The organism is Streptomyces sp. NPDC001339, assembly GCF_042895955.1.
Taxonomy (GTDB): domain Bacteria; phylum Actinomycetota; class Actinomycetes; order Streptomycetales; family Streptomycetaceae; genus Streptomyces.
Genome location: NZ_JBIAWT010000001.1, coordinates 361,884 through 373,681, shown reverse-complemented (window position 1 = coordinate 373,681; position 11,798 = coordinate 361,884). Strand labels below are relative to the sequence as shown.

Sequence of the window (11,798 nt, the reverse complement as noted above, 5' to 3'; positions counted from 1 at the left end):
GGTCCTGAAAGGAGACAGCCGTGATCGTCGCGCTGATCATCGCCTGCGAGGCCGGCTTCTGGGTGCTGCTGGCGGTCGGCCTGGCGCTCCGGTACCTGGCGCGGATGCCCCGCACCGGAGCGGCGGTGCTGCTGCTGGAGCCGCTGCTGGAGCTGGTACTGCTGATCGTCACCGCGATCGACCTGAAGAACGGGGCACAGGCGGACTGGAAACACGGCCTGGCCGCCCTGTACATCGGCTTCACCGTCGCCTACGGCCACTACATGATCAAGTGGGCCGACGGGCACTTCCTGCACCGCTTCGCGGGCGGCCCGCCGCCGGTCAGGCCGCCGAAGTACGGTATGCCCCGCGCCCGGCACGAGCTGAAGCTCTGGCTGCGGACGGTCCTGGGGATGGCCGTCGCGGCCGCACTGCTGCAGATCGCCGTCTGGTACGTCGGCGAGGACGGCGACATCGCCTCGCTGCGCGGCACGCAGGGCGCCGCGGCGCGCATCCTGCTCATCCACGGTGTGATCGCCCTGTCCTATCTCCTCTGGCCGAGGAAGGACCCGGACCAGGGCCGGACCGCCACCTCCACGACGGAGACGGAGCCCGGCCCCACCCGGAAGACCCTGCGCTGAGGGGACCCCCCGAGCCCCTCAGCGCTCACCGCCGGGCACCCAGAGCACGTCCCCCACCTCCTTGTTGGCGGTCCTCGCCAGAATGAAAAGGAGGTCGGAGAGGCGGTTCAGATAGGTGGCGGTCAGCGGGTTCATGGTCTCGCCGTGTTCGTCGAACGCCGCCCAAGTGGAGCGCTCCGCGCGGCGGACGACCGTACAGGCCTGGTGGAGCAGGGCCGCGCCGGGCGTGCCTCCGGGGAGGATGAAGCTGCGCAGCTTCTCCAGGTCCGCGAGGAAGCGGTCGCAGTCGGCCTCCAGTTTGTCGATATAGCTCTGTTCGACGCGCAGCGGCGGGAACTTGGGGTTCTCCACCACCGGCGTCGACAGGTCCGCACCGACGTCGAAGAGGTCGTTCTGCACCCGCAGCAGCACCGCGGCGACCTCCTCCGGCAGCGAACCGAGCGCCAGGGCCACTCCGATCGCCGCGTTGGCCTCGTTGGCGTCCGCGTAGGCCGCGATCCGCGCATCGGTCTTGGCGGTACGGCTCATATCCCCCAGGGCCGTGGTGCCCTTGTCGCCCGTGCGGGTGTAGATACGCGTCAGATTCACCATATGAGCGAGCCTACGCCGCGCTCCGCCGAAAGGCCCGGGTGTCGAAGCCCACGCCCGGTACGGCGACAGGAAGCAGTGACGCGCATCTCTAACCCGCCCAAGTGCCGCCCGCGAGCGCTAACGTCACCCGGAGACCGACAGACCAACAGGCTTTCAAATGCACAGGGTGTGAGGGGACAGCAGTGGCAAAGAAGCTCGCCGTCATCGGGGCCGGACTGATGGGGTCCGGTATCGCGCAGGTCTCCGCCCAGGCGGGCTGGGACGTGGTCCTCCGCGATGTGACGGACGAGGCGCTGGCCCGTGGGAAGGGCGGCATCGAGGCCTCGTACGAGAAGTTCGTCTCCAAGGGGAAGCTGGCGGCGGCCGACGCCGAGCAGGCGCTGGCCCGGATCACCACCACGACCGACCTGGAGGCCGTGGCGGACGCCGATATCGTCGTCGAGGCGGTCTTCGAGCGGATCGAGATCAAGCGGGAGATCTTCCAGGCGCTGGACAAGCTGGTCAAGGACGAGGCCGTGCTGGCCTCCAACACGTCCGCCATCCCGATCACCAAGATCGCCGCGGCCACCTCCCGCCCGGAGCGGGTCGTGGGGACGCACTTCTTCTCGCCGGTGCCGATGATGCAGCTGTGCGAGCTGGTACGGGGCTACAAGACCAGCGACGAAACCCTGGCGGCGGCACGGTCGTTCGCCGAGAGCACCGGCAAGACCTGTGTCGTCGTCAACCGCGACGTGGCCGGCTTCGTCACCACCCGGCTGATCTCGGCGCTGGTCGTCGAGGCCGCCAAGCTCTACGAATCCGGTGTCGCCAGCGCCGAGGACATCGACACCGCCTGCAAGTTGGGCTTCGGCCACGCGATGGGGCCGCTGGCCACCGCCGATCTGACGGGCATTGACATCCTGCTGCACGCCACCGACAACATCTACACCGAGTCCCAGGACGAGAAGTTCGCCCCGCCGGAGATCATGCGGCGGATGGTCGACGCGGGTGACATCGGGCGCAAGAGTGGGCAGGGCTTCTACGAGCACTGACCCGGCCGCCGGGGCCGGCGCTGACGCCACGTCAGGGTGGACGGGCCCGATCGGATCACCCGGTGGGGTGAATTGCGGTACCGGTTCGCTTACAGGCGGCAACTTCGCCGCATGAGAGGCAGTCAGATCTGTAGACGTCCATGCACGAACCCATGACACAGGGGAGCGCATATGCACATCAGGGGCGACCACGCCGAGCTGGTCGTCGAGGGCCGCCTCGACGTCCGCAGCGCGGCGGACGCCCGCACGGCCCTGCACACCGCCGTCGACTCCGGCCGGGGCGATCTGGTGCTGGACCTCACCGAGCTGCATTCCTGGGACGCCACCGGCCTCGGTGTGATCATGGGGGCACACCGCCGGGCCGGCCGGGTCAACCGCAGGCTGGTGCTGCGCGGTGTGCCGCCCCAGATGCAGCGGCTGCTGGTCGCCACCCGGCTGCACCGCATCCTCGCCATCGAGGGCGGCATCGAAGCTGAATCGCTTCCTCGGGCGTGAATTCGGGTGTGACCGGTGGTGAACGCCGCGGTGAAGGTGGCGGTGAAGGTGGCGGGGGTCACCTGCCGGAGGGCAGGCCGTAACCGGAGCCGTAACCGGAGGACCTGCCGCAAACCACGTGATTGCGGCCAATCCGGGGCGTTCCGGTCAGTACCCACCCCCGGTGGTGCACCGCCCCGCTCCCGGGGCTAGGGTGCGGTTCCCGCCCGTATGCCATCATCCGCGGCGGGCACCGGACCAGACGCGACGGCTGAGGGCGCCCCAGCCGGCGGAGTGCGGACGGCCGGAGCGCATTCGGCACAGCACATCTCTGGGAGCTTGCAGCATGGACCCGAACACCCACCGGGGACCCGAGGAGTACGGCGAGCAGGGCGACCCCGCCGAGCCCCCGGTCTCCGCGTTCGGCGGCGCGCAGGGCGGCTCCGGCGGGCCCGCCCGCGTCGTCCGGCTCGTCTCCGGGAACTACCTCGTCACCGTCAACCCCGTCGACGGCAGCGAGATAGAACCCTGCCCGCCCGGAGAGCGCCCCACCCTCCCCGCCAAGCTCGGTCCGCAGGAGCGCGCCGCGGCCGCCCGCGCCGTGGCGCCCCCGCTGCCCCCGGGACCGCCCGGATCCGCCCCGTACGACGCCCCGCTCGAGGAGCGCACCGAGGACACCGAGCGCCTGGTCCGGCTGCTCTCCCGCGGCCGCTCCGTACGCCTCACCGGCCCGTCCGGCTCCGGCCGTACCCGGCTGCTGGACGCCGTCGCCACCGCCTGCGCCGACGTCGCCCCCGACGGGGTGGTCCGGCTCTCCGGCTCTCACCGCACCGCCACCGACCTGCTGTACGCGCTGTTCACCGCGGTGTACCGCGCTCCGCAGCACCGCCCGGAACGGCCCGAGCTGCTGCGCCTGGTCGCCGAGATCGGCGCGATCGTCGTCCTGGACGACCTGGAGTTCGGCGGCGCCGCGCTGGACGAGCTGCTCGACGCCACGCCCGAGTGCGCCTTCCTGATCGCCGCCACCCCCGACGTCGCGGCCCCCAGCCCCGGCTCGCACCTCGAAGAGGTCTTCCTCGGCGGTATCGGCCGGGCCGGCTGCACCCGGCTGCTGGAGCGGGCCGTGGACCGGCCGCTCACCGACGACGAGGAGGCCTGGGCCGCCGACCTCTGGTTCGAGTCCGAGGGGCTGCCGCTGCGGTTCGTGCAGGCCGCCGCCCTGCTGCGGCAGCGCGAGCGGCTGCGCGGCGGGTCCGGCGCCCTCGACGACGGCTACGGCCTGTTCCCCGAGGAGACGCGGGAGGCGGAACAGCGGACGGCGGACGGCCCGCAGGGCACCACGCCGGACGGGGACGACGAGCCGCCGCTGCCGTCCCTCGGAGAGGCCGCCGCGCCCGCCGCGCTGCTCGCCTCCCGGCTGAGCGACGCCGCCCGGGAGACCCTGCGCTTCGCCGTCGCGCTCGGCGGTGACCTGCCCCACCAGGCGCACCTGCCGGCCCTCACCCAGGACACCCACGCCGACGCCGCCCTCGGCGAGCTGCTGGCCTGCGGCCTGATCACCCCCGTGGGCGGCCATTACCGGCTCGCCGCCACCGTCCAGGACCAGCTGACCGGCGCCGGCTACGCCGAGGGCGCCGGCGCCCGGGCGCACACCGCCGCCCAGCACTACGCCTGGTGGGCCGGCCACCCCTCGGTCACCCCGGAGCGGGCCGCCGCCGAGGCCGATGTGGCGCTGGCCGCGATGGGCGTGCTGACCGGCAGCCGGGAGGGCGGGCACGCCAGCGCGGCCGTACTGCTCGCCCGTACGGCCGCTCCCGCGTTCGCCGCAGCGCTGCACTGGAGCGCCTGGGAGCGCGCCCTCCGGTACGGCCAGGAGGCCGCGCGGCTGGCCGGTGAGGTCGCCGAGGAGGCCTACTTCCACCACGAGCTGGGAGTGCTGGCGCTGTGCACCGGCAGCCTCGACCGGGCCCGGGCCGAGCTGGAGGCGTCCATCGGGCTGCGCGGAGTGCTCTCCGACCGCGACGGCGCGGTGGCCGGGCGGCGGGCGCTGGCGCTGGTCACCGACCGCGCGCGGGCCGCCTCGGCGGTCACCACGGCCGTTCCGCAGGTCAGCACGGCGGCCGCCGGCGCCCGGCAGCCGGACGTCCCCAAGGCCCTGGACGCGCTGACGGCCCCGGACACCGCCTCGCCCGACGCGGTGCCGACCACCAAGCTGCGGGCCGCGAGCGCGGCGGACACCACGGAACTGGCCGTCACCAGGGACACCGGCCGAGCCGCCGACGCCACCACGGCCGTCCCGGTCGCCGGCGGCACCGGCAAGGGCGGTCACGGCGGTCACGGCGGTCACCACAAGGCCGGAAAGCGGGCTTTCGGCGGTACCGCCCGCCGCAATCTCGTGGCCGTGGGCGCAGGCGCGCTGCTGGTGGCCGTCCTCGGCACCGTCGTCACCCTCGGCCTCACCTCCGACGGAGACGACGCCACCTCCGACAACAAGGTCACCACCGAACAGACCACGGAGGACAGCGCCACCCCGGACCCGTCGACCGGAAAGCCCGGCGACGGCACCGACCGGCCCTCCAGCCCCGGCACCACCCGCCCCGGCAGCCCGGCCCGCACCAGCGGCCCGTCCCCGTCCACCAGCGCCCCCGCGACCAGCGACGCGCCGACCGACCCGAGCACCCGGCCGACGAGCCCCACGGCCCGCCCGACCGAGCCGACCGACGAGCCCACCCGGCCCACCGACCGGCCGACCCGCCCCACCCAGTCGCCGACCGACGAGCCGACCGATCCGACGCCCACCGCGCCGACGGACAAGCCCACGGACCCGACGCCGACCGACAAGCCCACGGACAAGCCGACGACGCAGCCCCCCTCGGAGAGCGCCGTCGCGTCCTCGGCCGGCAGCCCCTCCGGCGACGGCTCCCCGGTCAGCGGCTCCCCGGACGGCACGGGAACGGCCTCGGGTACGCAGGAGAGCGCCCCGGCGGCCTGACGCCCCGGCACGGCGACACCACGGCACAGCACAGCGCGACGGCCCGGTCATGGAGAGACCGGGCCGTCGCGCTGTGTATGCCGTTGTCGCGGAGCCGCCGCGCGCCGTCCCGACAGCCGGCGGATCAGAACAACCGGAGCTTGTCGTCCTCGATGCCGCGCAGCGCGTCGTAGTCCAGGACGACACAGCCGATGCCCCGGTCGGTGGCCAGCACCCGGGCCTGCGGCTTGATCTCCTGTGCCGCGAAGACGCCCTTGACCGGGGCCAAGTGCGGGTCGCGGTTGAGGAGTTCGAGATAGCGGGTGAGCTGCTCGACCCCGTCGATCTCACCACGGCGCTTGATCTCGACCGCGACGGTCTGGCTGTCGGCGTCCCGGCACAAGATATCCACCGGGCCAATGGCAGTGGGGTATTCACGCCGAATCAGGGAGTAGCCCTCGCCGAGGGTCTCGATCCGGTCGGCGAGCAGCTCCTGAAGGTGGGCCTCCACGCCGTCCTTGATCAGCCCCGGGTCCACGCCGAGCTCGTGCGACGAGTCGTGCATGACCTCCTCCAGGGTGATGATGAGCTTCTCGCCGCCCTTGTTCTCCACCGTCCACACGCTGCCGTCGCCCTCCTTGAGGGTGCAGGGCGGGGACATCCAATTCAGGGGTTTGTAGGCCCGGTCGTCGGCGTGGACGGAGACGGAGCCATCCGCCTTCACCAGGATGAGACGGAGGGCGGACGGCAGGTGGGCGGTGAGCCGGCCGGCGTAGTCCACGGAGCAGCGGGCGATGACGAGACGCATGGTGCGCCACGCTACTCGACCGGGGGCCCGCCGCGCGATTCGGCCGGTTCCCAGGGGCCTAACGACCGAAATCGCCGCAGCCCAGGCGTTCGCCATTGGCCGGTTGTATGTGCAATCTCCTGGTGCGGGCCTCTTGCGCGGCATACCGTTGACGCGGGGGGTTGTGAGGCGAACACGCTGCGTCGCGGACTCCCCAGTCCCGTCCCTAGGCCCTGTCCGTCCCGACGGGGCCGCGAGAGGAGAACCTCATGTCGCTCGACGTCTCACCGGCCCTCCTCGAACAGGCCGAGCGAGGCGAGGTCGACGAAGCCGCTTTTGTCGACTGCGTCCGGAACTCCCTGCCCTACGCATGGGGGATGATCAGCTCTCTGGTGGCACAGCTGAAGGTGGACGGCGGAGACTTCGCCGACAATCAGACGCCGCCGCCGGACGAGCAGGCGCGCGGCCAGCTGCTGCGTGCGCTGGCGAGTAACGCGATCCGTGGTGCGCTGGAGCGTCACTTCGGTGTGCGGCTCGCCTTCCAGAACTGTCACCGGGTCGCGGTCTTCCCGCTCGACCCGGCGGTGGACGACCGCCTGGCCAAGTTCACCTCGATCCGGGGCCAGCTGCTGAACCAGTCGCCCGAACTCCGCGACTGCTGAGGGGGGTTGCTGCCGCTGCGTACGAGGAGTAGGGCGCGCTCCTCCGCGGGGCTCCCCCCGCTGCCCGAAGGTCCCAAGGGCGCGGGAAGTACCCCCAGCGGCAGCACACCGTGACACCGTGCCACCGACGCCACCCACCCACCCGGCCGGGCATCCGCCTCCGTACGGGGCGTCACCCCAGCCGCGGCAGGACCTCGGTGCCCAACCGGCGGACGTTCTCCTCCGTCGCCGCGAGATCACCGGAGCCCTCGACCAGCAGCGCGAAGCGGGTGATGCCGGTACGTTCCGCGCTGGCGGCCAGCCGGTCCGCACACAGCCGCGGCGGGCCGACGGGATGCAGCCCGCACAACAGCTCCGTGTACGCCACCGGATCACGCATGGCGCGATAGCGGCCGTCGACCGTCACATGCGCGCCCAGGCCCTGCCGCAGCCAGCCGGGCATCGCCTTCGTCAGGGTCTCCGTCGCCGCCGCGCGGTCGTCCGCGATCTGCACCACACCCGCCGAGACGTGCCCGGCGGAGGCGATCTCGTCGCCGTCCCGGCCGGCCTGCCGCGCGAGCTTCCGCCACAGCGCGACCATCTCCGCCTTCTCCTCGTCGCCGCAGTGCATGCCCAGCAGCATCGGGAGCCCGCGCTCGGCGGCCGTCCGCACGGACGAGGGGGACGTACAGGCCACCACCACCGGCGGACCCGGGGGCCTGGCGCACGGATCGTCCGGATCGCCCAGCGCCTGGTCCGGCCGTGGCACCACCGCCACCTCGCGGAACGTATAGCGCTCGCCCCGCGCGCCGACCCGCGGCTCACGCAGCCAGCGCAGCAGCAGATCCAGCGATTCGGGGAAGCCCTGCTCGTACGCGGCGAGACCGGAGCCGAAGACCTCCAGATCCACCCACGGGCCGCCGCGGCCGACGCCCAGCGTGAACCGCCCTCCGGAGGTGAGGTGCAGCAGTGCGGCCTGCTCACCGAGCGTCACCGGATGCTGGGTGGGCAGGACACTCACCGCCGTACCGACGCCGATCCGGCGGGTGCGCCCCAACAGCAGCGCGGCCAGCGTCGCCGCGTTCGGGCAGACGCCGTACGGTACGAAATGGTGCTCCGCGAGCCAGACATCGGCGAGCCCGGCCTCCTCCGCCACCTCGGCGGCGCGCACCGCGCGGTGCAGCGCCTCCCCCTGTCCCTGACCGGGGAACTGAGCGGCCAGGATGAAAGCCCCAACGCGCATCGCTCTCTGCCTCCTCGCAGCCGACGCGGTTCCCCCTCACACGCAACAACGGCCGACACGTGCCAAGGGCACGGCCTGTCGCGAAATTTCCCGATGATCGCAGGAACCCCCGGGGAAAGCAGGAACCCCCGGGCGGTGACCGCCCTCCCGCGTGCCGCGTACGCTGGTGACAGCCCGTGACCCCGTACGCATCCGAGGTGTTGTGTGTCCCCGCGTCGAAACCGCCAGCGCGGTGCGAAGCCCGTAGACAGCACGGGCATCAGCCGCTACGGACTGGAACAGACCGCTGAGTGGCGCGGCGAGGACTGGGTGGTACGGCAGGTCGGGGGCGGTGGCGCGGCCAAGCACTACCGCTGCCCCGGCTGCGACCAGGAGATCCCGCCCGGGGTCCCGCACGTCGTCGCCTGGCCGCAGCACGGCGGCGCCGACGACCGTCGGCACTGGCACAAGGCGTGCTGGAACGCACGGGACCGCCGGAGCGCGCGGCTCCAGCGGTCCCGTAACGCGCCGAGGTACTGATCCGCACCTCGTACTGATCTGTACCTCTCAGCTCTCTGCTCTCTGCGCGGCTTACACGTCGCGCTTGGCCTGGGCCGCGAAGGCGCCGCCCAGGACGACGGCGGTCAGGCCGGCCATGATCCACAGCGGGGTCCAGCCCTGCGGGCCCGACTCCGTGCCCAGGAACGGGTTGTCGTAGAGCGTCGCCAGCGAGTTGGGCACCGAGTAGCTGATCAGCGCCTTGCTGATCTCCTGGAGGCTCTCCGAGCCGATCATGAAGACCGCGAGCAGCATCGGCAGCAGCACCACGCCGAGCATGGCGCTGATGGCGCCCGCGGAGTGCCGCAGCAACGAGCCCACCGCCAGGGCGAGCAGCCCGAGCAGCGACACGTACAGACCGACGCCCACGGTGGCTCGGAGCCACTGATCGGCGGTGGGGTCCGGGCCGTTGACCATGCCGTTGAAGATCAGCGCGACCAGGGTCGTGGTGAGGGTCGTGATGACGAAGGCGAGGCCGAAGAAGACCAGCGCCTTGGCAGCGAGCACCCGCGCCCGGCTGGGGCAGGCGGTCATGGTGGTGCGGATCATCCCCGTCCCGTACTCGGAGGAGATCACCAGGACACCCAGCGGGATGAGGCACAGGGTGCCCAACAGGATGCCGAGGAACGAGAATCCGAGCTTGGGGTCCACCTCGCGGTCCGGGGTGCCGAGCGCGACGGCGGCCATCAGGCTGATGCCGAGGATCAGCACGGCCATGATGCCCAGCGTCCAGATCGTCGAGCGCACCGAGCGGATCTTCGTCCACTCGGAGGCCAGCGCATGGCCGAGGTGGGCGGGACGTACCGGGATGGGCGAGACGTAACCGACGGGGCCGGGGTACCCGGGAGCGGGCGCCTGGGCCTGCGGCTGCGGCGCCGGGGCGTGCGGCTGAGGCGCCTGCGGCTGCGGGGCCGGGGCCGGCGGCTGGGACTGAGGGGCCTGCGGGGCCTGAGGAGACTGAGGGGTCTGGAGCATCATCGTGCCCGCGTCCTTGCCCGGGCCGTGCGCCGCGAGCGGCTGTGGCTCGGGCATCGGCTGGGCCTGCAGCATCATCGTGCCGGCTTCGCGGGCCGGGGCGGGGGCCGGCGCCGCCTGGGCCTTGAGCATCATCGTGCCGGCCTGTCCGGCGGGCGCCGGCTGATCGGCTTCAGGCTGCGGCGACTGCGGCGACTGCGGCGACTGCGGCATGGGCGGGGCGGTCGGCGGCATCGGCTGGGCCTGCGCACCGGTGTCGTGCGGTCCGCGCTCAGGCTGCGGCTGGGGCTGCGGCTGCTGAGGGCTGGTCATCGGGCGTCCTCGTTCTGCGGCGTGGGAAGGTCGGCAGTGGTGCCCGCAGGTGCGGGCCGAGTTGCGGGTGCGGCGGGCGCGACCGGGGCGCCGGGCGCGGGCTGGGCGGCGGCGGGCGCGGGCGGCATCGGCGCGCCGGGCTGCTGCCCGTACGGCTGGGGCATCCCGTACGGATTCCCCTGCGGCTGCCCGGGCGGCGGACAGCCCGCCCCCGCCCCCGGAGCCACTGCGCTTCCCATACGGGCGGTTGCCTGCTGCGCATACGGATTCGGCGGTGCCTGGGCGGGCACACCGGCCGGCACCTGCCCGGGAACACCGGCCGGAACCTGCCCGGGAACACCTGGCTGCCGCGGATCGCCCGCGTACCCCTGCGCCATGCCCTGCGCCACGCCCTGCGGCACACCCTGAGGGGCGTACCCGGCCGGGGGCTGCTGCAGACCGGCCCGCTGGTCGGCCGTCGAGCGGTAGTCCACGGCCGCCTGCGTCATCCGCATATAGGCCTCTTCCAGGGAGGCCTGGTGCGGCGACAGCTCCCACAGCCGGACATCGGCCTGGTGCGCCACCTCGCTGATGCGGGGGAGCGGCAGTCCGGTCACCCGCAGCGCACCGTCCTCCTCCGGTGCCACCTGGCCGCCTGCCTCGGCGAGCGCAGCGGACAGCTTCTCCCGCCGCTCCGGCTCGGTGTCCGGCGTACGGACCCGGGCGAAGTCGGCGGAGTGGGCCGAGATGAAGTCCTTGACCGGCATGTCCGCCAGCAGCTGGCCGCGGCCGATCACGATCAAGTGCTCGGCGGTGAGCGCCATTTCACTCATCAGGTGCGACGAGACGAAGACCGTACGGCCCTCGGCCGCCAGCTGCTTCATCAGGTTGCGCACCCACAGGATGCCCTCGGGGTCGAGGCCGTTCACCGGCTCGTCGAAGAGCAGCACCTGCGGATCGCCGAGCAGCGCCGCGGCGATGCCGAGCCGCTGCCCCATGCCGAGCGAGAAGCCGTTGGAGCGCTTGCTCGCCACGTCCTGCAGGCCGACCACGCCGAGCACCTCGTCGACCCGGCGGGCCGGTATACCGGACAGCTGCGCCAGGCTCAGCAGGTGGTTGCGCGCGCTGCGCCCGCCGTGCACGGCCTTGGCGTCGAGCAGCGCACCGACCTGGCGGGGCGCGTTGGGGGTGCTGCGGAACGGCCGCCCGGCGATGGTCGCGTGCCCCGACGTCGGTGTGTCCAGGCCCAGGATCATGCGCATGGTCGTCGACTTGCCGGAGCCGTTGGGCCCCAGGAACCCCGTCACCGTCCCCGGCCGCACTTGGAACGACAGGTTGTACACGGCCGTCTTGGCGCCGTAGCGCTTCGTCAGGCCGACTGCCTCGATCATTCTCCGCCCCTCGCGAAAATGGTTCGGGGCAGAGGCGCCGCCGTCGTACCCCCGTAAGTATGAGGAGGTTAATCGTCTCTTGACGGTTCCGCCGCGTGGGGGCCGTCCCGCCCCGCCTCCCGGCCCTTTCGGCTTCCCGGAATCCGTCCCCCGGCTTCCTGGAGTCGGTTCCGCTCAGGGTGTACAAGTCGACTCGAAGGTTCACTGGAAGGTTCACTGAAAGCCGGGAGTCCATATGACTATGCG

11 protein-coding genes are annotated in these 11,798 nt (G+C 72.5%); 6 read left to right on the top strand and 5 right to left on the bottom strand.

What is annotated here, in order from left to right; all coding sequences use genetic code 11:
* The first annotated feature begins 20 nt into the window (after nucleotides 1-20).
* Nucleotides 21-620 (top strand): hypothetical protein, encoded by a 600-nt coding sequence (locus tag ACFY12_RS01565; protein ID WP_390713671.1) that lies wholly within the window; start codon nucleotides 21-23, stop codon nucleotides 618-620.
* An 18-nt stretch (nucleotides 621-638) separates the two neighbouring features.
* Here the strand turns inward: ACFY12_RS01565 and ACFY12_RS01560 are convergent, their stop codons facing one another.
* Complete coding sequence (locus ACFY12_RS01560; protein WP_390713670.1) at nucleotides 639-1,211, bottom strand: cob(I)yrinic acid a,c-diamide adenosyltransferase; 573 nt, start codon at nucleotides 1,209-1,211, stop codon at nucleotides 639-641.
* Between the two features lie 182 nt (nucleotides 1,212-1,393).
* Here ACFY12_RS01560 and ACFY12_RS01555 point away from each other — a divergent pair, with 182 nt between their 5' ends.
* The 3 genes from ACFY12_RS01555 to ACFY12_RS01545 all read left to right on the top strand — a co-directional run bounded on the left by ACFY12_RS01555 (nucleotide 1,394) and on the right by ACFY12_RS01545 (nucleotide 5,708).
* Nucleotides 1,394-2,242 (top strand): 3-hydroxyacyl-CoA dehydrogenase family protein, encoded by an 849-nt coding sequence (locus ACFY12_RS01555; RefSeq protein ID WP_390713669.1) that lies wholly within the window; start codon nucleotides 1,394-1,396, stop codon nucleotides 2,240-2,242.
* A gap of 171 nt (nucleotides 2,243-2,413) precedes the next feature.
* The gene (locus ACFY12_RS01550; protein ID WP_390713668.1) at nucleotides 2,414-2,737 is read left to right on the top strand and encodes an STAS domain-containing protein; all 324 of its coding nucleotides are present in this window, start codon (nucleotides 2,414-2,416) and stop codon (nucleotides 2,735-2,737) included.
* A gap of 325 nt (nucleotides 2,738-3,062) precedes the next feature.
* A complete protein-coding gene (locus tag ACFY12_RS01545) occupies nucleotides 3,063-5,708 on the top strand; it encodes an ATP-binding protein (RefSeq protein ID WP_390713667.1) in 2,646 nt (881 codons plus the stop codon).
* Between the two features lie 124 nt (nucleotides 5,709-5,832).
* Here the strand turns inward: ACFY12_RS01545 and nucS are convergent, their stop codons facing one another.
* Nucleotides 5,833-6,495 carry an endonuclease NucS gene (gene nucS / locus ACFY12_RS01540; RefSeq protein ID WP_390713666.1) on the bottom strand — a complete coding sequence of 221 codons (663 nt, stop codon included), beginning with the start codon at nucleotides 6,493-6,495 and terminating at the stop codon, nucleotides 5,833-5,835.
* Nucleotides 6,496-6,743: 248 nt separating this feature from the next.
* Here nucS and ACFY12_RS01535 point away from each other — a divergent pair, with 248 nt between their 5' ends.
* Nucleotides 6,744-7,136, top strand: coding sequence for an SCO5389 family protein (locus tag ACFY12_RS01535; protein ID WP_390713665.1), 393 nt, complete (start codon nucleotides 6,744-6,746; stop codon nucleotides 7,134-7,136).
* Nucleotides 7,137-7,308: 172 nt separating this feature from the next.
* Here ACFY12_RS01535 and ACFY12_RS01530 read toward each other — a convergent pair whose 3' ends face one another.
* On the bottom strand, nucleotides 7,309-8,358 hold the full coding sequence (locus ACFY12_RS01530; RefSeq protein WP_390713664.1) for an LLM class flavin-dependent oxidoreductase: 1,050 nt from the start codon (nucleotides 8,356-8,358) through the stop codon (nucleotides 7,309-7,311).
* A 204-nt stretch (nucleotides 8,359-8,562) separates the two neighbouring features.
* On the opposite strand from ACFY12_RS01530, the gene ACFY12_RS01525 reads away from it, so the two are divergent.
* Nucleotides 8,563-8,877: an ATP/GTP-binding protein gene (locus ACFY12_RS01525; RefSeq protein WP_390713663.1), complete on the top strand. Its 315-nt coding sequence runs from the start codon at nucleotides 8,563-8,565 to the stop codon at nucleotides 8,875-8,877.
* A 51-nt stretch (nucleotides 8,878-8,928) separates the two neighbouring features.
* Here the strand turns inward: ACFY12_RS01525 and ACFY12_RS01520 are convergent, their stop codons facing one another.
* Together ACFY12_RS01520 and ACFY12_RS01515 are read right to left on the bottom strand one after the other, a co-directional pair.
* On the bottom strand, nucleotides 8,929-10,182 hold the full coding sequence (locus tag ACFY12_RS01520) for an ABC transporter permease (RefSeq protein WP_390713662.1): 1,254 nt from the start codon (nucleotides 10,180-10,182) through the stop codon (nucleotides 8,929-8,931).
* Nucleotides 10,179-11,552: an ATP-binding cassette domain-containing protein gene (locus ACFY12_RS01515; protein WP_390713661.1), complete on the bottom strand. Its 1,374-nt coding sequence runs from the start codon at nucleotides 11,550-11,552 to the stop codon at nucleotides 10,179-10,181. Before ACFY12_RS01515 ends, ACFY12_RS01520 begins: the two co-directional genes overlap by 4 nt.
* Between the last annotated feature and the right edge of the window lie 246 nt (nucleotides 11,553-11,798).

Excerpts from the sequence above, each read along its gene's own strand:
- ACFY12_RS01520 (WP_390713662.1), bottom strand. The coding sequence starts at position 10,182 with ATGACCAGCCCTCAGCAGCCGCAGCCCCAGCCGCAGCCTGAGCGCGGA.
- ACFY12_RS01535 (WP_390713665.1), top strand. The coding sequence starts at position 6,744 with ATGTCGCTCGACGTCTCACCGGCCCTCCTCGAACAGGCCGAGCGAGGC.
- ACFY12_RS01560 (WP_390713670.1), bottom strand. The coding sequence starts at position 1,211 with ATGGTGAATCTGACGCGTATCTACACCCGCACGGGCGACAAGGGCACC.
- nucS (WP_390713666.1), bottom strand. The coding sequence starts at position 6,495 with ATGCGTCTCGTCATCGCCCGCTGCTCCGTGGACTACGCCGGCCGGCTC.
- ACFY12_RS01550 (WP_390713668.1), top strand. The coding sequence starts at position 2,414 with ATGCACATCAGGGGCGACCACGCCGAGCTGGTCGTCGAGGGCCGCCTC.
- ACFY12_RS01530 (WP_390713664.1), bottom strand. The coding sequence starts at position 8,358 with ATGCGCGTTGGGGCTTTCATCCTGGCCGCTCAGTTCCCCGGTCAGGGA.
- ACFY12_RS01545 (WP_390713667.1), top strand. The coding sequence starts at position 3,063 with ATGGACCCGAACACCCACCGGGGACCCGAGGAGTACGGCGAGCAGGGC.
- ACFY12_RS01515 (WP_390713661.1), bottom strand. The coding sequence starts at position 11,552 with ATGATCGAGGCAGTCGGCCTGACGAAGCGCTACGGCGCCAAGACGGCC.